The 21,409-nt window shown below is 35.8% G+C and carries 20 protein-coding genes and 2 pseudogenes; 20 read left to right on the top strand and 2 right to left on the bottom strand.

Features of this window, described 5'->3' with window-relative positions:
- The 10 genes and pseudogenes from QNH20_RS10550 to QNH20_RS10595 form a co-directional block, all read left to right on the top strand.
- Positions 1 to 1,677 (top strand): thiamine pyrophosphate-binding protein, encoded by a 1,677-nt coding sequence (locus QNH20_RS10550; protein ID WP_283922836.1) that lies wholly within the window; start codon positions 1 to 3, stop codon positions 1,675 to 1,677.
- 1 nt (position 1,678) lies between these two features.
- A complete protein-coding gene (locus QNH20_RS10555) occupies positions 1,679 to 2,047 on the top strand; it encodes a carboxymuconolactone decarboxylase family protein (RefSeq protein ID WP_283922837.1) in 369 nt (122 codons plus the stop codon).
- Between the two features lie 145 nt (positions 2,048 to 2,192).
- Positions 2,193 to 2,363 (top strand): annotated as a pseudogene (locus tag QNH20_RS10560) (IS1595 family transposase); the annotation flags it as partial.
- Between the two features lie 356 nt (positions 2,364 to 2,719).
- Positions 2,720 to 3,652 carry an ABC transporter ATP-binding protein gene (locus QNH20_RS10565; RefSeq protein ID WP_283922838.1) on the top strand — a complete coding sequence of 311 codons (933 nt, stop codon included), beginning with the start codon at positions 2,720 to 2,722 and terminating at the stop codon, positions 3,650 to 3,652.
- Entirely contained in the window at positions 3,649 to 4,749 is a 1,101-nt protein-coding gene (locus QNH20_RS10570) for an ABC transporter permease (protein ID WP_283922839.1), read from the top strand. The genes QNH20_RS10565 and QNH20_RS10570 overlap by 4 nt, the downstream gene beginning before the upstream one ends.
- Positions 4,750 to 4,775: 26 nt before the next feature.
- Positions 4,776 to 5,195 (top strand): DUF6526 family protein, encoded by a 420-nt coding sequence (locus tag QNH20_RS10575; protein WP_283922840.1) that lies wholly within the window; start codon positions 4,776 to 4,778, stop codon positions 5,193 to 5,195.
- Positions 5,196 to 6,101: 906 nt separating this feature from the next.
- On the top strand, positions 6,102 to 6,938 hold the full coding sequence (locus QNH20_RS10580; protein WP_283922841.1) for a CPBP family intramembrane glutamic endopeptidase: 837 nt from the start codon (positions 6,102 to 6,104) through the stop codon (positions 6,936 to 6,938).
- Between the two features lie 324 nt (positions 6,939 to 7,262).
- Positions 7,263 to 7,457, top strand: a complete 195-nt coding sequence (locus QNH20_RS10585; protein ID WP_283922842.1) for a hypothetical protein — start codon at positions 7,263 to 7,265, stop codon at positions 7,455 to 7,457.
- 134 nt (positions 7,458 to 7,591) lie between these two features.
- Complete coding sequence (gene pdxR / locus QNH20_RS10590; RefSeq protein ID WP_283922843.1) at positions 7,592 to 9,022, top strand: MocR-like pyridoxine biosynthesis transcription factor PdxR; 1,431 nt, start codon at positions 7,592 to 7,594, stop codon at positions 9,020 to 9,022.
- 172 nt (positions 9,023 to 9,194) lie between these two features.
- Positions 9,195 to 9,362 (top strand): annotated as a pseudogene (locus QNH20_RS10595) (DUF2935 domain-containing protein); the annotation flags it as partial.
- Between the two features lie 157 nt (positions 9,363 to 9,519).
- On the opposite strand, the gene QNH20_RS10600 reads toward QNH20_RS10595, so the two are convergent.
- The gene (locus tag QNH20_RS10600; protein WP_283922844.1) at positions 9,520 to 10,056 is read right to left on the bottom strand and encodes a helix-turn-helix domain-containing protein; all 537 of its coding nucleotides are present in this window, start codon (positions 10,054 to 10,056) and stop codon (positions 9,520 to 9,522) included.
- Between the two features lie 228 nt (positions 10,057 to 10,284).
- Here QNH20_RS10600 and QNH20_RS10605 point away from each other — a divergent pair, with 228 nt between their 5' ends.
- From QNH20_RS10605 to QNH20_RS10615, 3 genes are all read left to right on the top strand, one after another.
- Positions 10,285 to 10,929, top strand: coding sequence for an alpha/beta hydrolase (locus tag QNH20_RS10605; protein WP_283922845.1), 645 nt, complete (start codon positions 10,285 to 10,287; stop codon positions 10,927 to 10,929).
- 38 nt (positions 10,930 to 10,967) lie between these two features.
- On the top strand, positions 10,968 to 11,747 hold the full coding sequence (locus QNH20_RS10610; protein ID WP_283922846.1) for a DODA-type extradiol aromatic ring-opening family dioxygenase: 780 nt from the start codon (positions 10,968 to 10,970) through the stop codon (positions 11,745 to 11,747).
- Between the two features lie 115 nt (positions 11,748 to 11,862).
- Positions 11,863 to 12,273 carry a DoxX family protein gene (locus tag QNH20_RS10615; protein ID WP_283922847.1) on the top strand — a complete coding sequence of 137 codons (411 nt, stop codon included), beginning with the start codon at positions 11,863 to 11,865 and terminating at the stop codon, positions 12,271 to 12,273.
- A gap of 411 nt (positions 12,274 to 12,684) precedes the next feature.
- Here QNH20_RS10615 and QNH20_RS10620 read toward each other — a convergent pair whose 3' ends face one another.
- Positions 12,685 to 13,092 carry a YmaF family protein gene (locus QNH20_RS10620; RefSeq protein ID WP_283922848.1) on the bottom strand — a complete coding sequence of 136 codons (408 nt, stop codon included), beginning with the start codon at positions 13,090 to 13,092 and terminating at the stop codon, positions 12,685 to 12,687.
- Between the two features lie 222 nt (positions 13,093 to 13,314).
- Here QNH20_RS10620 and QNH20_RS10625 point away from each other — a divergent pair, with 222 nt between their 5' ends.
- The 7 genes from QNH20_RS10625 to QNH20_RS10655 all read left to right on the top strand — a co-directional run bounded on the left by QNH20_RS10625 (position 13,315) and on the right by QNH20_RS10655 (position 21,298).
- Entirely contained in the window at positions 13,315 to 14,481 is a 1,167-nt protein-coding gene (locus QNH20_RS10625) for a hypothetical protein (RefSeq protein ID WP_283922849.1), read from the top strand.
- Positions 14,482 to 14,638: 157 nt separating this feature from the next.
- Positions 14,639 to 15,589: a lysylphosphatidylglycerol synthase transmembrane domain-containing protein gene (locus QNH20_RS10630; RefSeq protein ID WP_283922850.1), complete on the top strand. Its 951-nt coding sequence runs from the start codon at positions 14,639 to 14,641 to the stop codon at positions 15,587 to 15,589.
- Entirely contained in the window at positions 15,586 to 17,043 is a 1,458-nt protein-coding gene (locus QNH20_RS10635; protein WP_283922851.1) for an alkaline phosphatase family protein, read from the top strand. Before QNH20_RS10630 ends, QNH20_RS10635 begins: the two co-directional genes overlap by 4 nt.
- Entirely contained in the window at positions 17,040 to 17,819 is a 780-nt protein-coding gene (locus tag QNH20_RS10640) for a glycosyltransferase family 2 protein (protein ID WP_283922852.1), read from the top strand. Before QNH20_RS10635 ends, QNH20_RS10640 begins: the two co-directional genes overlap by 4 nt.
- 92 nt (positions 17,820 to 17,911) lie before the next feature.
- Positions 17,912 to 18,670, top strand: a complete 759-nt coding sequence (locus tag QNH20_RS10645; protein ID WP_283922853.1) for a hypothetical protein — start codon at positions 17,912 to 17,914, stop codon at positions 18,668 to 18,670.
- 35 nt (positions 18,671 to 18,705) lie between these two features.
- A complete protein-coding gene (locus QNH20_RS10650; RefSeq protein ID WP_283922854.1) occupies positions 18,706 to 19,629 on the top strand; it encodes an FTR1 family iron permease in 924 nt (307 codons plus the stop codon).
- A 187-nt stretch (positions 19,630 to 19,816) separates the two neighbouring features.
- On the top strand, positions 19,817 to 21,298 hold the full coding sequence (locus tag QNH20_RS10655) for a hypothetical protein (protein ID WP_283922855.1): 1,482 nt from the start codon (positions 19,817 to 19,819) through the stop codon (positions 21,296 to 21,298).
- Positions 21,299 to 21,409: the final 111 nt, after the last annotated feature.

Raw genomic sequence — 21,409 nt, forward strand, 5'->3', positions numbered from 1 at the left:
ATGGAAATGGTAGTAGATAAGGCGGAGTGTTTAATAAGTAAGAGGGAAACCTGTGCATCTATTCTAGCAAAAAATATTAAGCGATGGGGAATTAATCATATTTTTGGAATACCTGGTAAAGCAATTTCGCCAATAATTTATGCTGCAGATCAGCAAGGTATAGAATTTGTATTAAGTAAGCATGAGTCTGGTGGAGGCTTTTCAGCATCTGGATATTCTTTAATGAATAATAAGATAGGAATAGCAATTGGTACTTCAGGTCCTGGTGGAACGAACTTACTTACAGCGGCTGGACAAGCGAAGGCATCAAATATTCCATTGCTCATTATTACAGGCCATCCCGGTATGAAAGATACTGGTAAGCCGATGGGACAGGATTCCACTGTTTTCGGTACGGATTTAGTTGAATTGTTTAAGCATGTAACTAAATTTAGTGTTCGTGTTGATCGAGGCGACATGTTACAAATCTATTTACAACATGCACTTGAAAAAGCAGTTTCTGGTATAAAAGGTCCAGTTCATTTATCTATTCCTTTTGATATTTTAACAGAAGAGATTGCTCCTTTTGAATTAGATTTCCCTTCGTCTCATGAAATGATTTCACCTGACCTTGATAAAGTTGTTGATTTACTAAATTCAGCTAATCGGCCTCTCATGTTTTTAGGAAAAGGAGTTCATTCAAGTAAAGCATATAAAGAGGTTCGTCTACTTGCGGAAAATTGGAAAATCCCAGTCATTACAACCCCTGGTGGAAAAGGAACATTTGTTAATAATCATCTTCTCTCGTTAGGTGGATTCGGGTTAGGTGGTTCTAAGGAAGCGAATGATTATCTCTTGCAGGGAGTTGATCTATTACTAGTTATTGGATCAAAATTGAGTGATATGTCTACTGCGGGTTTTTCTAAAGAAATGTATCCTAAACATATTATTCATTTTGATTATGATCAAACTTTTATCGGTAAAACAATTGATGTCCCTACAACTACTGTGTTAGGTGATATTCGTTCAAATCTAAGTTTTATTTTGAAAGATGTTACGGATAAAGAAAACTCAGAATTTCTAATCCCTAAACAACAACATCAAGTAAAAATAAACGATCGGTATGAACGTATGTCTTCTGAAACTACGGTAAAAGTGATAAGAAATTCACTCCCAGATGATACAATCGTTTTTGGAGATGATGGCAGTCATACTTTCTACGGTATCAAATATTTTGATATTTTTGAACCGGCTACATTCTTTTTTGATGATATTTTTGGAGCAATGGGTCATGCAATAGGTTATTCAATTGGAGCCAAAATAGCAGCACCTGATAAAAAAATTGTTTGCTTAGTCGGGGATGGCTGTATGTTCATGCACGGAAATGAAATTTCAACCGCTTTAAATTATAATTCACCGGTACTTTTTATTGTATTAAATAATGGTATGTTAGATATGGTTGAAAAGGGTATGAGAAAAATGAATGGTAAATCCGTTGGTGCTGTGTATAATACCCCTTTAGATGTATCACTATACGCTCAATCAATGGGATTGGATTCTTTTCAATGCTATACACCTATCGATTTAAAAGAGGCAATAGATCAAGCTTTACATCTAATTGAAATAAAGGAAAAGCCGGTCGTTGTTGAGGTAATAGTCAACCAAGATGAAATTCCACCAACTATGGGGAGGCAATAGGATGGAAAAGAATAATAGATTTGATTCAGGTCTTTCAACAGTTAAGAAGATGGTTTCTCAAGAAGCTTTCGAAAACATATCGGGGATGAAAAATATTTCACCTGATTTTTGGGAGATGATTGTTGCATTTGGCTTTGGAGATGTATATGCAAGGGAAGGATTATCTTTCGATAAGAGAGAAATCATAACAATAACTTCTCTTATCACTCAAGGAGCATTTGATCAACTTGAATTTCACATTCGAGCTGCACTGAATGTAGGACTCACTGAAAATGAAATTAAAGAAATTATTATACAATGTGCAGCATATGTTGGATTTCCAAAAGCTGTTCAAGCTATGTTAATCGCTGGTAATGTTTTTGAAAAGTAGAACTAAAGGTTAATAGAAATATCCTAAGAAAAAATTAATTAACTTCTTAATTAAAAGCACCCGTAAGCGAGCTTACCGGGTGTTTTTCGTATTATTTATAGTGTGAATTCTACTAAGTACAGGTAATTTAGCTTTTAATGCTTTTATAGCTAAAAGTTTGGATATAAAAATATCTACTGCATTTTATTGGAGACGCAAAATCCTGAACGCTAGCAACACAAGGTTTTAATCAATGTAAGGTATCGTTAAAAGGGACGATACCTTTTTTCGTGATTCTTATAAAGGTCGAGAAGTGATACATCGAAACCCTAAGAAAAGTGCAACAAAAGAAGAAAAAGAGCATTCCTGTTAGAGGACCTTAATCGACGTATATTATATGTCTTATTCTCACCAGAGCTTTCAATTGATTTTCTGTCCCTGGTTCAAATGACACTCATGCATTTCCAAACAACAAGGAGATGGTATCCTCCCCGTACCCCTAAAAAAAACTCCATCAAAAGTATTTTCAATAAGTTATAAACTGATACAATGACCATATACTTTTTTGTGGGACGTATCCAGTATAACTGTTGGCGCAGTTATACATAATGGGAGGAAAGTATGGAAATATTGGACAGTGCCAATACATATTATAAAATGGAACAATGCTTGAGAGGAGGAGGAGGCACCGATATGAATTTTTCTGAAGATACGATTATTGATGTAAAAGGACTTGTAAAAAATTATGGATCATTTAAAGCTGTGAAAGGTGTCCATTTTCAAGTACATAATGGAGAGATATTTGGTCTCTTAGGTCCCAATGGTGCAGGGAAAACGACTATACTAGAAATGCTGGTTGGACTGCGTAAGCCAGATGAAGGAACAGCCATAATTGGTACACATGATATATTACGTGAGCTTACAAAAGTAAAGGAAATCATCGGAGTACAGTTACAATCAACTTCGCTTTTTGACCTACTGACTGTAGAGGAAATTCTGCAAATGTACGCAAGCTTTTATCCATCACATATTCCTATTTCACCATTAATAGATGATATGTTACTTACTGAGAAAAGAAAAAGTCGGATAAAAGGGCTTTCAGGTGGTCAAAAGCAACGTTTAGCGATTGCTCTTGCGTTGGTTCACGATCCACAAGTTGTATTTTTGGATGAACCGACAACAGGGCTAGATCCTCAAGCTAGACGAACATTATGGGATATCGTGCTACAATTGAAAAATAAAGGCAAGACAATCGTGCTAACCACTCATTATATGGATGAAGCGCACATTTTATGTGATCGAATTGCCATTATGGATCAAGGCGAACTAATTGCTTTGGATACACCGACTCAATTAGTGAAAGGTCTTCAATCCGATAGCGCCTTGGAATTTAGAGTCTTACAGGAAGAAGAATTCATTGATTTCTCTAGTATTGAAGGTGTAAAAAAAGTTGGAAAGCAATCCGATGTCCACATGCTCTATTCGGATCATTTACAGAAAACTTTGACGAGCTTAATCCATTTTGCAACTGAAAAAAACCTGCAGCTGGTGGATATACAAACAAGGACAGCGACACTAGAGGATGTATTTATACATATGACTGGAAGGAGTTTAAGAGAGGCATGAAGGCTTACTGGCAGTTAACACTTGCGCAGCTACGCATTTTTCTCAGGAATCGCCAAGTGCTGATGTGGACATTGATTTTTCCAATCCTGCTTATGTCCATGCTAGGTTTATTTTTAGGTAAAGGAAATGGAATCTCTTTAACAATCGGAGTAATTGATCATGATCAGACATCGTTCTCAAATGAGTTTGTGAACGCTATTAGCAAAAATGAAGCCATTCATCTTGTGTTACAAAAAGATGAAGAAGATGCACAAACAAGTCTGAAAAATGGTGATTTGCAGCTGGTGGTTACCATTCCTAAGGGCTATGAATCTAGTTTAAAAAATAGTGGATCACAAACATTGCCTTTCACCATCCCAGTTTATTATAATGATACGAATTTTGCTGTATCACAAGTAGGATTGGCGCTTGTCAATGGAGTAATAGATGAAATCAGCAAAAAAAGGGTTTCCTATGTGCCTGTCGTTGAAATGGAATCTCATGGAATCAAAGCTCTGCATTTAAAATATATTGATTTCTTGGTTCCAGGAATTGTCGCGATGATGATTATGAGTAACAACATGAATGGGGTAGCTGGTCAGATTGCTGCATGGAGAGAGCGGGGGATTTTACGGAGGATGCAAGGGACTACACTCAAAGCCTCTACTTTCATTGCAGCACAAATTACTGCAAGGTTGCTAATGAATGGATTGCAAGCGCTGATTGTATTACTCGTTGCCCATCTCCTATTTGGGGTGGAAATTCGAGGTTCTTGGTTCACCTTAATAAGTTTTATCATACTTGGAACACTTTCGTTTATGGCAATAGGTTTTATCATTGCGGGAATTGCCAAAACACCTGAAAGTGCTGCACCTATAGCAGGAGTTTTATCTTTTCCAATGTTGTTTTTAGGGGGGGTTTTCTTCCCAATAAAAAATATGCCGGAGTTTCTTCAGCCTATCGTAAAGCTGCTGCCGATTTCACATTTAAGCACAGCATTGCGTGAAATTATGAATGTAGGGCCAGCCTGGAGCAGCTTAGGGCTGGAAGCAGCCATTCTAGGAGGTTGGGTAATAGCTGCATTTGTGATTGCTAGCTATACATTTAAATGGGAATAAAAAAGCATTTTCAGGAGGGAAAACAAATGAATCAAAATTACAAAAATCACCGAAGATATCATCCACTTTTTCATCTTATCTTATCATTCTTATTATTACTTACATTGGTGGGAGCAATATGGTTCGTCATTAGGAACGGAGTCAGCCTATCAGCTATCCTTTATTTAGCCATCGTAGTGATCTTAGTTATCATGTACCTATTAATTCGACAATATCCGTTAAAGGTGCAGGATCGAGCGATAAGAGCAGAAGAGAATCTTCGTCATTATGTTTTGACAGGAGAATTACTAGATTCAAAACTTACAATAAGTCAAATTACTGCTCTTCGTTTTGCTAGTGATGCTGAGCTACCTGAACTAAGTGTAAGGGCAGCTTCACAAAATTTTAGCCCAGATGATATTAAGAAACAGATTACTAATTGGAAAGCAGATTATTATAGAGTGTAGAATTAAGAAAAATTTACTCTCCCAATTAAATAGAAGTACATGGGTAAAAGTAGTGTGATTTTTTCAGTGAAATCCACCACTTTTATTTTTTTCTTTTTACCTGTTAAACTAAATCTGTCACTTTTCGCCAGGCAAGAAAAGTTAGTAAACTTCCAAACAGATCAAACTGGCATTTTTATTTATGAAAGTTAGCTGAAAATGTCGTCAAGTTCAGATACTGCTTGTTCTTCAATGTTTCGCGTTACATGAGAGTATAAATCATAGTAATTGCAATTTTAGAATGCCTTAATCTTGCACTCTCTACTTTGGGATGTACATTCAATTATTATAAGATAGTGGCATGCGAATGAAGTTGGGACCAAATGAAACCTTTGATTAAGTGTGAAGATTCCCATCATTGGAATTCCATATTATTCTATTCTCCAGATTGTTACCACGACACAAACATTAGCGGTTTAAACCTAAAAATCACCAATCAATGGGGATCTCAAAACGCATATCTTTGTGACGACGGACAGGTTCCAATTTTTAGCCCCATCGATTTCTTCTATATTCTGTGCAGCTGATCCCACGTTTGTAAGTCAATTTAGTTAAAGATCAAGTACTTTTTTGACCTAATCGAACGGAAAAGTCCCCGTTTACTTAACTGTAACGGTGGATCGGAACAGCAATCGGAGTTAAATGTTGGTAGGTATGTCTAACAATTTAAGGTGCAGTTCCAGGGATTAACCCTCTTTTAATAAATTGGGGTTAAGACTGGATCACATATTTTTATTTTTTAATATCCATATATATCCATTCGGAACATATGATAAGATTAGTAAAGATGTTAATATTAGGGGGATGTACTTTATTTTTCCAGCTTTGATATTGGCTCGTAAGCTACTAAAAAGAGGAGCGAGAGATATGCACTGGGGAAAAGTATTGATGCATTGTTTAATCATTGTTTTCTTGTTTTTGGTAGCAGCTATTTTTGTGAATCCTTTGACGGATGGGATAGATAACGGCACCAGTCGGGTTGTTGTTAAAGAACTTATCCGTATTGGAGTTACTGTTGGACTGCTTTGGTTGTATGCACGGCTGTTCTTTAAAAGGTCGAGTTCATATTTTGGTATTTCTAAACTATGTAAGACTGAAAAAATATGGTTCCTTGTTGGTTTTGCATTACCGCTCATAGTAATCGTATTTTATTTACTCACACAATACGTCGTTTTTGAAAAGCAAGACCAACTGCCTCTTAATACTGTACTAACGTTTATCATCGGCTCTTTCATTACGGCATGCTCTGCAGGAGTGATCGAAGAGATTTTGTTCCGCGGCTATTTGTTCAGGCTAATCGAAGATAAATGGAATGCGGCAACGGCAATTTTGGTGACTTCCGTCTTATTTGGTGCGCTTCATTTACTTACGGTCAATGGGCAGCAGTTACTAGATGTGTATTTGATCCTTATCGCAGGTACCTTGGTCGGCATCCTATTTTCGCTTATTGTTTATAAGACGAGAGTTGTCTGGAATGCGGTCGTGGTGCATATAATATGGAACTTTTTCATGAACTCTAAAATTTTACAATTTGTTTCAACAGCCGATCAAAGCCACTCCTCATTTCTGATGTTTAGGTTTACATCGGACAGTATTTGGATTACGGGTGGAACATTTGGTATAGAAGTTGCGGTTCCTGTTGTCGTTATGTATGTACTAACTATCGCTTGGCTCGCCTTTCGCAAACCTTATTTAAATCGTTAAAATTTATGCAGGTTATTAGGCAATCTGGAACAGTTATAGGTGCAATTTTTTTTTTGTGTTTATAGCAACAGAAGAGATCTTGTAGAAACAAGATAAAGGGAAACCAACATTTATTTTTGGGAAATAGGTTTATGTAGGTAATATGGAGTTTTAGCAGAAAAAAGTGGATGGTTAAATTTTAAGGAAATTGGATGGCTTCTATTTGTTATCCATATACTATAATTGTTTAGAAAGATTACTCCCGAAAATACTGTAGAAATTGTACTTGAATGATCTTATTCAATTATTATATATAACTAAATTTTACGTTTTAAGAGGTGTAACATGGGGATTTTAACTGCTTTGGTATTAGTAGTAATAATAATAGCAATTATTTCAACATTATTGTTAGCAGGAAAAGGAGACGAAAAATACGGTAGCTCCACAAAAAGAAACACTACAAATTTAACTTTAATATATGCTATTTTTATTCCTCTACTTTTTATTGCTCTTGGAATTTTTATTGTGTTTTTCACCTAGTAGTCTATAAAAAAACTATTGTCGTAAAGATGATAGGTTTTTTAGAAATTTAAGGTTTTCACTGATTAAAAAAATTTAGACAGAATATAATAATTAGACTACTAAACAAATCAAGATTATAAGGACTGTATTATATGGATTGGAAACCAGAACGGAAAGCAAAAAAAGCTATCTATAAACAACTTGCTGAATATATAGAAAATGGAATTGCAGATGGTACTTATCCTCCTGATAAACCATTACCTTCCGAAAGAAAATTAGCCAAGGACCTTAACATAAACAGAAGTACAGTGGTTGCTGCATATGACGAGTTGGAATCAAATGGTCTTATACAGAGAAATAGAGGAAGCGGGACGACTATAAGTAAAGATATATGGGGGATTACCAAGAAACGTATTCCGAGCTGGAACAGGTATATTGAAGCTGGATCGTTTTTACCTAATCTACCTGTAACCCAAAGGATACGGAAAGAAGCTGTAGATCATAAGCTGATTAATCTTGCTAGCGGGGAACTGTCGGAAGATCTTTTTCCGCTGAAATCCTTAAGAGAGATTACTTCGACTAGATCGTTTATTGGAAGCTTAGGTTATGATCATCCACAGGGTAACGCAATATTTCGAGAGACTATTTCAAAGCATGTCAAGAAATATCGAAGTATTGAAACAAATCCTTCATCTATATTAATTACATCTGGAGCACAACAAGCATTGCACTTGGTTGTTCAATGCCTGTTAAAACCAGGAGATGCAGTTGCCTTGGAAGATCCCTCATATAGCTACAATCTTCCGATTTTTAAATCAGCAGGAATTAAACCGTATTTTTTACCAGTAAATAAAGATGGGATTAACCTGGAAAATTTACTTTCAATACATAAAAAGCATCGAATTAGAATGATATTTTTGAATCCAGCTTTTCAAAATCCAACAGGATCTTTACTTCACGAAAACCAACGGAAAGCTATATTAGAAATATCTTCTGAACATGGTATTCCTGTAGTTGAAGACGATCCATATAGTTTAACGTCTTTTACAGGGCAAAAAATCTCCACACTTAAATCGATGGATGTCCACGGAAATGTATTATATATTAGCTCTTTATCAAAAATCGTTGCTTCTGGGTTAAGAATTGGTTGGATTATTGGTCCTAGACCAGTTATTGAAAGATTATCCGATGCAAAGCAGCAAATTGATTTTGGTCATTCCAGTTTTACTCAATGGATAGCAAATGATTTTTTAGAATCAGAAAATTTTCATTTTCATATTAAAATATTGGTAAAAGAATTAGAAAAAAGAAGAGATAAAATTGTCTCTAGCCTTAGGTATTATTTAAAGGATCAAGTTGAATTTAATATCCCACAGGGTGGGATCCATATATGGTGCAGGATAAATAAAGACTTTAACGAAATGCAATTATTAGAGGAATCAATCAAAAGAGGAGTTATTTTTGTCCCGGGTTCAACTCTGGGTTCTAAAAAGGGCTTTGTCCGTTTTACTTTTGCAAGGGAAGATAAAGAATCAATAGATGAAGGAATTAAAAGGTTTGCGGAAGCACTTAAATTCCTTTAATTCCTTTATACAATTTATCTCTAAAAAGAATCGTGATCGTTTCATGATTCTTTTTTACTTTGTATGACAAGTGGACGGGAAATAATGGTTGATTGGATGGTTAAAAAAATTTAAATCCTTTATTATGGAGAAGTGGATTTTTGTAATATCCATATTCATGGAAAAAATAATATATGAACTAGAAGAACTAGAACTTAATAATCAAGCATTAGGAACATTTGCACCGTTAATGGCGGATCATATGTCACGTGAAGAATGTTATTATTTAAAGAAGTTAGCAGAATCAGTGAAACTTGATCCACCAGACTGTGATCCTGCTATGCCTCGACTTAAGGAATGATATTCTAGAGTAATTTTTATCCCAACTTGAGAAATTTAATTGTTTAATATAAGGAAGAAAATGAAAAAGATGAACCGATTTCTATTGGTTTTATCTTTTTTATTTCTAAAGGTGAGCCCTGCAGCGAATTCATTCTTTTAACTGCAGGTAACTAACCTTAAAGTTCAGACCCCTCGGTATAAACAGCAATTAATACAACAGCAGCCTCATCCCCAATGTTTTTAACAAAGTGGGGGACACTTGCACACCAGCTGAAGGTATCTCCTTCCTCTAAAATAAATGAGTCTTCTCCTTGTTCCGCAAGAACTTTCCCCTTTAGGACCAAATGACATTCTTCACCTTCATGTGCATTTTTTTCACCAGTGGAAGTTCCAGGAGGAAATTCAACTAGTCTAATGCTTAAACCACCTCTTGTACCTAAGTGCTCGACCTTTAAATCCGAGTCTTTAGAGGTTGTGATTTCTCTTTCATTTTTTCTTATTACAGTCATATGTTCATCTTTTTCTAAAAGCAAATAGGGTAAAGGAACCTTTAAGAAAGTGGCTATAGTTTGTAATGTACTTATGGATGGGGATGTGTTGTTGTTTTCAACATTGCTTATAAACCCCTTTGAAAGACCAGTTCCATCGCACATTTGAGCAATCGTTATTTTTTTTCTATTTCTAATCGCACGTATTTTAGAACCAATATCCATATTAATCACCTCGGAAGTTTCTTAATTGTAAACTTAATTTCATATTAACAAAAAAATAATTGACATGCTAGACTTGTCTTGGTATTGTATAGAAAACAAAGATTCATATAAGGAAACTATAGTTGCAAAATTTTTTGTTTTCTTGTTTCTAAATATGAAATATTTATTTATATTTATAAATTTATTCTTTTAAGATTAATATACATTAGTACAAGGAGGATTTTCAAAATGGGAACCCCAATGATTTATGAACTGCGTCGTCCAAAGAACATTGTTACTGGGAAGAACTATCCTGCATTGTTTATTATGCATGGTATTGGCAGTAATGAACACAATGTGCTTTCTTTGGTTGATGGTCTAGAGGAACACTTTTATATCTTTAGTGTAAGGGGTCAGCTTTCCCAAGGCCCGGGTTTTGCTTACTTTACTATTCAGGGCTATGGCAAACCACATCGAGAAGTATTCGATGATGGAATCGACAAATTAACAAATTTTATTACTTATGCATCCGAAAAGTATCCGCTAGATTTAAATAAATTATACCTGTTAGGTTTTAGCCAGGGCGCGAATGTTTCAATGACATTAGCGTTAACGCTTGGTAATAAAATAAAAGGTGTTGTCGCGTTAAGCGGATATATCCCTATATTTGTAAAAGAAGAATATAATATTAATCCTGATAAAAATTTAGCTGTGTATATATCACACGGGGAATTCGATCAGGTTCTGCCATTTGAATGGGGTAAAGAAAATGTCGATTATTTCACTAAGTTAGGTATACCCGTAACGTTTAATACGTATCCTGAAGGGCACACAGTATCCGAAAAAAATCTTCAAGATTTTCAAAAATGGGTTTTAACTGATGTACAAAGATAAATATTTTTTAGAATCAAAAAATTAGGGAGGAAATGAATATGATGCCATCATTATTTGTAGCTCATGGTTCCCCATTGCTTGCACTAGAGAACAATGAGTATACGAAATTTTTAACACAATTAGGTCAAACCATGCCACGGCCAAAGGCGGTTGTTTTGTTTTCCGCTCATTGGGAGTCTAAAGTCCAAAAGGTTAGTGATGTTGACCGATATAACACGATTTATGATTTCGGCGGGTTTGATGAAGCACTTTACAAAATTCAGTACCCGGCTCATGGTGATCATCAAATTGCCAAAGAAATAGAAGGGTTATTTACAAAGAGTAAAATACCTTTTGAAATGGATACACAACGAGGATTAGATCATGGGGCTTGGATTGTTCTCCGTTTACTTTATCCAGATGCAGAAATCCCTGTGATCTCAATGTCGGTCAATTCTAGACTTTCACCAGAGGAGCAATATAAAATTGGTAAGGCGTTGTCGGTATTAAGAGCTAAGGACATATTAATTATTGCTAGTGGTGGTACAGTGCATAATCTTGGAGCAATAAAGTGGATAGACAATGGACAAGCTGATCAATGGGCACTTGAATTTGATAATTGGTTAGCATATCATTTGGAAAAATGGGATTTGCCATCACTTTTTAAATACGATTCCCTGGCCCCAAATGCAGAATTTGCAGTACCTCCATATGGGTCTGAACACTTTATCCCAATTTTTTATGCCATGGGTGCAGCAGACGATCAACAAAAAGCTTCATTATTACACCGTAGCTTTCGGTATGGAAACCTTAGTCATAGCGTATGGCAGTTTGGATAATGTATCGAAAAGGATAAATCATATTAGTTAATCAAAAAAAAATTTTCCGTAAATCTCGATTTAAAGATACTAGAATATGAGATTTAATAAAAAATAATCAGGGAGTGAATAATTAATGCAATTAAAAAATGAGGTTGGTGTAGTTATTTTACGTATTATTCTAGGAGTAATATTCTTCATTCATGGGTTAGTTAAGTTTCAAGGTGGAATTGAAAATATTGCTGGATGGTTTGACAGTATAGGTATACCAGGGTTTATGGCTTATGTCGTTGCAAGTATTGAAGTAATTGGTGGTATCGCCTTAATTATTGGACTTGGAACCCGTATAGTATCATCGCTGTTTGTATTTTTAATGATTGGGGCAATAATCAAGGTAAAACTAGCCGCTGGTTTCTTAGGTAATGGAGAAATTGCGGGGTATGAATTAGAACTAGCATACCTAGCGATGGCATTATTTTTAGCTATTAATGGTAGTAAACAGTTTTCTGTGGGTCAATTTTTAGTTAAAAAAACTGATAATATTTAAACCTATTAATATAGAAATATTTACTTTTCCTAGAAATTAAATAATAAGAAAAATCCCCTTATAGTATTCTTTCTTTATTCTGTCTACCATAAGGGGTCCATTTCACCCATGGAAACAGTATTTAATTCATTTGCTTTCTAAAAATGAAAAGAAGCAACTGCAATACATGCATTTGCTTCTTCAGAGGTAAATATTTATCTGGTGCGGTGGTAATATTATCATATGTACTAGAGCTGAAAAGGTATGGACAAGTGCTGATTAAAAAAAATTTTTTTTGAAAACCATTTTATTTAAAAGGTTGAGTTACTTTTATTATTACCAAGCTGCCTTACTTAATTTAACTTAAAGATTTTTAAAGCAGTAATGACCATTTTTGTGTTAGCGTATAATGGTGACTTTTCAATAGCAATCCTAATCGCTAGGGCTAGTTTTGCCGCTATATTTATGAGAATGAGGATGGGCGCCACTAACTGTAGTTACTCCATGAAAATTATGATAATGTCCACCATTGGGCAAGGGGATTGCAGGTCCAGTAACGCCTCGAATTTCATGTTTATGCCCATCATCCAGGGAAGTAACGGTATAATATTGATGGTTATGAGGCACTCCAGTAGGAGCAGGTTCAGTTGTACCTGCATATCGATGATCATGCCCAGAATTAAAAGAGGTTACTCCTGAAAAATGATGCCTATGAATTGGTCTCCCGTCCCATGAAGTTAGAAACAAAGTATGTGAATGCTCAGAATCCAAATTTGAATCCCCTGAATGAACAACAAATCCGGTAACCTCTATTTTCAAACAATTTACCACCTTTCCCATTCTTTTTTACACCTTATGATAACGGTCCAAAAATAATACCTTCAGATTTTTTCTCGAAAGGATACAAGTAATCAAATATGGCCTTGAAAAGAATTATTTATTTATGTCAAAAAAATGTCTTTTTATTTTTTTATTGACACTGATAATCATTCTCTTTATAATCATGAGTGTAAATGATAATCATTTTCAATAAATGCAAATACATAGCGGGGGCGAAACACCATGTCAATTAAATTTAAAGTTTTAGCATCAATAGCAGCTCTTTCAATTGTTCTTGGAGCTTGCGGAAAAGCAGAAGAAACTGCAAATAAACCAAAGGTGGAAAACAAGAAAGAAGAAAAAAAGCAAGATGAATCAAAAGAAATCAATTATGCCGATGTTTTTAAAGAAGCCACTACAGAGCTAGAAAAAGCAAAAGAGGGCAAAGAAGTCGATTATGATAAAGTTACAGAATTATATAAATCAAATTTACAAGAGTTAGTAAAAAATAGAGACGAAGAATTCAAGGACACAATTGACGAAAAAATTACAGCAGCTCTTGCTGCAGGAAAAGATGGTTCATTAGATAAAGTGGTTGTAAAACAACTCTTTGATAAATTAATGCAAAAGGTTTTTTATACATCCATTAAACATGACTTCACTGAAGTAAGTGAAAAATGGGGAAAAACAGATGAAGTGAAGGCAGAAGTGGAAGAAGCGAAAAAATATTATGCGATTCTAAAGACTACTGTCGAAAAACGTGATGCTGCTTATGGTACGAATCTCGTAAGTGTAATCGATGGGGGATTTAGTGAAATTGAAAAAGCAATAGAAAATAATGATCAGCTAGGATTTAACCTTGGGAAGCAAGTGGTTGATAAATCACTTATGAAGACTTTCTATCTTGCAACTGGTGCATTACCAAATGGATATGCAACAAAAGCATCAAATGAATCAAAAACGGATGCAACTTTGGCAAAAATAGAACAGGCTGAAGGATGGGCTTTCTACCAATCACTTTATAGTTACTTGAACGGCCATGCTCCTGAGGAAGCGGCATTTATCGAAAAACAGTTTAATCTTGAAACTGATGTGACAACTATCGATCCAGCTGCCGTAAATAAAGCATTCATTCGTGGATTTGCGAAAATAGCTATTGATGAGTACGGTGAAAGTAAGGAAACTTTAGGTGAGGACAAAGCAGTTATTACAGGTTTAGAAGGAGCTTTATTCATCGACATCATCGGGGAAGATATTAAGTCCCTAATGGGCGAAGATGCATATAAGACACTAACAGAACAAGCACAGGAATATGTGGAAACTGCAAAAGCAAAAGATAAGGCAGCAGCAGAAGGTCAACTGAACGAACTTATTTCAACTCTGAATACAATTGTTGAAAAAGCGAAATAATGCGGAGGAAAAACCTTGTTAAACAAAAGGCAAGGTTTTTCCCATTTTCAAGGTTGTAAAAAGATTGTAAACAATATGATTCAAATGAATGACTATAGAGGTGTTTTCTATTGAAAATGTTTGTGACGTGCCAAGACGACAAAATGGGCAAAAAAGTATGAATCGGACATTTGTTAAGTGGGGGATCAGACTGACGGGGCTTTTCATCTCTGGAACATTTATATTTTTGTCTTATCGGTATTTTCATTTAGGAGAATTTTGGGACAGCACCCAAAAGTTTTTTTTTGAAAACCCACTTATCCTTTTGGTTGTCACTTTATCATATCTTCTTTCCTTTCTCCTAAGAGCTGAAGCGTGGAGAGTATATCTAGGAAAGTCTGTTCGTTTTTCTAGCTGCTTACAAGGTGTGTTATTAAGTCTTTTCATTAATCATATTAGTCCCTTTAAGGTTGGGGATGCAGTAAGAATTGGAGTCTTATCCTGGAAAGAAAAAAACATCAAACCAGAAATATCAGCACATTCAGTTGTGGTTCTAAGGATATTCGATATGGTGTTTTTAGCGTTGCTCTCATTGATTGGACTTCTTGTCTTTTCCAAAACCTTTATCTTTCGTTGGTCTCTAGGAGTTTTATTGCTCTTACCCTTGCTGGGAATCATATTGATCTTCATACTGTTTAAATATCGACCATCATTCGTAGACAAGCATGTTACATTTTTTAAAGCAGCCTTATCGGGGAGAAATTTAATCACTATTGTCACCCTAATCGCCTTAAGCTGGGGTTTGGAAGGATCGGTCGTTTGGGGTGTAACAAAATCCTTAGGGCATGGGCTCCCACTATATAAGGCAATTTGGGTAAATTCCCTGACTGTCGGGGGACAAGTATTTCAAATTACGCCAGGGGGAATTTCTACATATGAATCCGTTATGACTGCAGCTTTAACGAGCTTTCATTTTCCAGTAAAGGATGGATATATGGTTGCCCTTGTTAGCCATAGCTTTAAATTTATTTTTTCCTACATTGTTGGATTCGTGTTATTAATCCGTTCACCAATCTCAAAAATCAAACAAATAAGAACCTTACTATTAAAAAGGGGAAAACAAGAATGAAAAAAGCATCATCTTTTGAAAAAGTAGCGGCAAGGTGCTGGAACCTTCTGAACGAGGGGAAGCCGTTTACTCCGATATTTACAATTGGCACTATACTTATATATTCTATTTCAAAGCTAGGAAATCTTTCCTATCTTGTGGATCTTTCAATCGGGTTACTAGCTATCCTGCCATTGCTTATTATTTACTACCTGTTTGACTTCCCATTGTTTCTGAGAAATTATTTATGGATTCCTTTTACCGCTTATCTCATTATTTGGAATCAGGTTAATCTTAGTTTGCTGTTTACTGCAATCGGTTTATATTTTTTCTTTACGATCTTTTTCTGGGGTACGTTTTACTATCATTTACGAATCGGTACTACATGGCTTAATTTTACTCGCTTTTGGAAGCTTGTATTGAAAAATAGTGATTCAACAAGTGGAAATGCTCAGGAACAGCTGCCCAAATTTCTTCTATTACTATCTTTATGGAATTGGAGTGCAACGAATGTCACTTGGTCAGGTAGTGAAGTAAGTGTCCTAATTATTTTTTACGCGTGCGTACTCGTGTTTTCATACATACTTCATATAAACCTGTTTGATTGGAAACCTGAGATCATTCCTACTTTTACCTCGAATGTAGAGTCACCTGAATCGCCTATTAATGAAAAAGTAATTGTCATGGTGATTGATGGCATGAGGAAAGAGCGTTTCGAAGAAGCGAATACCCCCTTTCTCGATTATTTGAGAAAAAATGGTACAGAATATAATCGGATGGAAACCGTTTATCCGGCTAGAACGGTTGTTTGTTTTTCTTCGATGTTCTCGGGAACATATCCAGTTGAGCACGGCATTAAATCTAATATGGTTTGGAAACTTGGTATAAAAGTTGAGAGTGTATTCGATTCCTTAAGAAAAGTTGGTAAAAAGGGGTCATTATTAGGGATTGCTCACCTCGTTGATTCCTTTGGAAAAGATGTAGAGACGGTGACAGCGGTCATGCACAATGATGTTGCAGACCGAAATATTATTGAAAGAGCTAAACGGATAATGGATGAACAGGATCCAGATCTTCAAATCATTCAATTAATTGGGACCGATCAAACCGGACATAGTCGAGGAGTTCTTTACAACGAATATATTCAGAAAATCGAAGAAGCAGATGCCTTAGTGAAAGAATATTTTGATTGGTTAAAAGAACGAGGAAAGCTTGAAAATTACACATTTATTGTGTGTGCCGACCATGGACAGGCAGATGGGATAGGAGGTCATGGGCACTTGGACGAAGGGGAAAGATTTGTTCCATTTTTCATGTTCGGCCATGCCATTGAAAAGGGAAAAAGGGTAGAAGAAAAGCACAGTCTCGTTTCTCTCGCCTCGACAATTTCTTATTTACTGGGAGCTCCATTTCCTAGTCATAGTCGAGGGCCGGTGTTAATTGAAGCAGTTAGGAAGGATGTTCAAACAAAATGATTCAACAAAAAGTAATTGTTTTTCTTCCTGCTTATAACGAAGAAGAATCAATCGCGGAAGTAATCAAGAAAATACCTCGCTCATTTCATCAAGATGTTGAGGTTCAAGTTTTGGTGGTTGATGATGGTTCAAGTGATAGGACTGTCAATATAGCTAAAGAAGCAGGAGCAAATTACGTCTATTCAGTTAAAAAGAATAAGGGTTTGGGAGCAGCTGTCCGTAAAGGGTTGGAACTATGTGTCCATTATGGGGCGGATATTGGGGTCATGATCGATGCGGATAATGAATATCCTGCAGATCAGATCCCCGACCTTGTGGATCCCATTTTAAAAGGAAACGCTGATTATGTAATGGGCTCACGTTTCCTAGGATCGATTGATGGGATGAAATGGAACAGGAGATTAGGCAATTATTGTTTCACATTTATTCAATCCCTTTTGTTACGAAAATGGATATATGATGGCCAATCAGGCATGAGAGCATTTTCAAGACAAGCCATGTTAGAAGCAGAAATTATCCATGATTATAATTATGCTCAAGTGGTCACACTTAATCTAATCAGGAAGGGCTTTCGAATGAAGGAAATCCCGATACGTTATCAAGTTCGGAAAACTGGTGAATCCTTTATCAAATTTAAATCATATATGACCTCAGTATTACCTGCCATATTAAAAGAAATGGGAAGGCCAGTCAAAAAAGCGAGTCACAATACCTATATAGATTCAAATCAGATCAGTAGGAAAACAAACTTAGATAATAGCGAATATAAAATGTAAAGATAACGATGGTATATAGGTAAATTCACTTTTTTGTCATTGACAGCGAGGATGATAATCATTATCATTATCAGTGTAGGAGGGAACGTTTCATGAAAAAATTTATAGTTTTGTTTTTTATTATGGCTATTATTATAAATAGCATTTCCATTAGTGGTGCATATGCCTATTCCTATGGTGACCCTAATGAAGAGAAGATTGCTGAAGTACATAAACAAATGTTAGTGAAGCTGGATGAGAACCCTCCGAATTTCGCCTCTGCCCAGAAGCTGTTTGAAACAGTAAAAGAAGAGATTGATATGCACATGGGACCAGAGCCAGCTAAAATAGTACTTCAAAATATGAAAGACAAAGACAAGAAGGCTACTATTGAGAACATGGAAAAACTTCTTGTTTTAAATATTGCAAGACGGCTTACAAGTATCGAAAAGAATTTTTCTGAATATGACACAAGCAAAAGGCTCCTAGCAAAGGGTTTTGCTACATATAATGCCTTATCAGCAAAGGTAGAGGCTGAAAATCCAGAAATTGATAAAAAAATTCAAGAAGACTTCGATCAAGCGCTTGAAGCACTAGGAAATCCAGGTTTGTTTGGAGTTGGGAAAAAAGAACCCGATATAGAGGCATTTAAACAAAATAAGGATGATATCCTAAATTCTTTGAAAAAAGAATTTAACATGAAAAGTCTAGAGGTTGGCCACTTTTCTGAAAATGCAACTGAATCTGAAACTGGAATTCAGAAAAAAGATTGGACGGATATTTCCAATATTCGTAACTGGATTCCCATTGTAATTATTGTTGGAGTATTAATTGCAGTAATCATCTTTGTGATTCGCAGAAGAAGTAAATAGGAGAGAAAGAACACCATTTGGGAGGAGACACGGCTGTGGAAATTCAAGCACTGTTAATTACATTCCGTGAAGTTTTAGAGGCATTGTTAATTGTAGGTATTATTATTACCTATTTAAAAAGAGTAGACCATAAGCAGTTTACAAAATATGTTTGGTTAGGTGCAGGACTTGCTGTTTTAGCAAGCGTGGGTGTAGCTCTCCTCTTCCAATTAGTGTTTACCGGATTTGCAGCAATGGGCAGCGAGATGTATCTGAAAATAGGGATTATGCTCGTTTCTACCGTTTTACTTACGCAAATGGTGTTCTGGATGGCGAGCCACAGCCGTGATTTAAAAGGGAACCTGGAAGGGAAAATGAATCAGTTTATATCTACTGGAAATGTTGTCGGTATGGTCATCCATTCATTTCTAGTTGTCCTTCGTGAGGGTGTGGAGACCGTTTTCTTCTTTGCGGCTATAACAGGCGGTAACATCGGTGCAGCGATGCAAGGGTGGGGTGCCATTACAGGTGTTGTCATTGCAGCTCTTGTCTCATATTTCTTCTTTAAGGGAACGATGAGGGTCCCATTGAGCACGTTCTTTAAATTAACAGGTGCATTCATTATCCTTATTTCGGCTGGATTACTCGTTCAAGCGATTGGAATGATGCAGGATCTCAATATAATTGGAAGTGTGCTTCCTCATGTTTATGACCTTACATGGTTCATGCCCGAGCATCCCATTGATTATGACCATTACCTTCGAGATACAGGTACAGCTCCACTAATATCAGGTGATGTTGGAATATTTTTGAAAGCGTTGTTTGGATATTCTTCCATGCCTTCGATTGAAGAGGTTCTTGCCTATATTGGATACTTTGTAGGAATCCTATTACTTACATCCTCCAAAACAGCAGGCAGTAAGAAGAAAAATGAAAAAACATTCAATGAATCAAAAGTACTAAAGCCACAAGCCAAATAAAGAAATAAAACACATAACAATGAAAGTACAAGGCTTATGCCTTGTACTTTTGTGTGATAAAGGGGCGGAGGTTTTGCTCATACTACCTATTTTATGTTAGGTTTGGGCTTTATTAAATTGCATTACCATAGAAAATGATGACGTGGAAATCGAATATGTTTCGTGCAAAATAAAGGTCGGTGAAAACATGAAAATTTGGACCAAATTGACTAAAGGGCATATAAAAAGTAGGTTATTAATAGGTTTAAGCATTATTTCTATTTTGTTTGTTTTTGTCACACAACTTCAGTTTTTGAATCCATTTGTATCATCTTGGGATCAGGTAGACTTTTCCCTTGCTGTTCATCGCTTTGATTTAATGGCAATGCAGCCACACTTCCCAGGATACCCCTTTTTCATTTTAGGAGGTAAATTCATTCATTTGTTTGTTGCCAATCTTTCAGAGGCACTAACGGTTTTTAATATCCTTTTCTATGCTAGCACTCTTTTCCCTATTTACAAAGTGTGCAGAGCATTTCTATCTCGTTCTTATTCATCGTTGACTACTGCGATAATCTATTCTTCAAGTTATTGTCTCATCATGGTAAACCAGCCGATGTCAGAAGGATCAGCTCTTTCTGCATTTTGGTGGTATGTTTGGAGTCTATTATTTGCTTTAAAAACTAAAAATACGAGAGCAATCTTGTTGCCCTTAGTCCTTTTAAGCCTAATGCTTGGAATTCGCCTGTCATATTTCCCATTTTTGATCGGCATTCTTTTTCTTTATTATTGGAAAGTAAAACATGGTGGACTTTCAATTAAACAGTTAATTTATTACTCTTGCTGGGGCGTTTTTTTTCAAGCTATTTGGATCACTGCTCTTGTTATATCAGAAGGGAGTTTAATGGGATTCATTAAGCTTTCTTTAGCGTTTACGAGTGGTCATTTTAATGATTGGGGGGGATCAATTGAGACATCGCACATAAGCTTCGTGAAGAGATTAATCATTTTTATAGGGGATAACATTTTTTGGACTGGGATGGCAACCAAGTATTTTATGATTGCAGGTATTTATTTGATCTGTTTTTTTATTGTTCTTTCTCGTGTCTTTGTGAAACAACGCGATCAAAGCCCCTTCATGAGACTACTTTATCTGATGTTCATTAGTTATTTTGGGTGGGCACTACTGGGACAAAATATTGATAAGGCCAGACATGCTCTCCCTCTCGTTAGCCTGTTGATTCTTTTCCTTTGTATTCAACTTTTTAAAAATAGAGTAACACTTCTAATTCTAACACTGTCTGGTTTTATTTTAGGGCTGCAGGTTTATTATGATGTCATCTTAATAAGCGAACAGGCAACCGAAAGTCCTGCGGTCTACAAGATGAATGACTTTGTGGAAAGCATGGGTCAACCTGTCATTCTGTATACTTGGGAAGAAACAAGGGTATTACAATATTTAAATGCCCCTTATACACATAAAAGAATAGAAACATATCAATTATTCCAAATTGATTCGAAATATTATGAGAATAGTACCTTGCTTCTTACCGATAAGGTTGTTGAGGGATTTATTTCTCAAGGTGCTTCATTAAAGGGGAAAATCGAAAAAGTAAAAACCTTTCAATCAAATGAGCTTTTTGAACCAGTTTATCATGATATTACCTTATACAAATGGGTTGGAAAATGAGACATATCCATTCTAAGGTGCTCGAGGACATAAAAAAGCTTGTAGACTTCTCTATAATCTAGAAAATGTCTACAAGCTGAAAGCAACTTCCTATAAAATTGGTTTTACTAA

The sequence above is a fragment of the Neobacillus sp. WH10 genome (assembly GCF_030123405.1).
GTDB lineage: Bacteria > Bacillota > Bacilli > Bacillales > Cytobacillaceae > Neobacillus.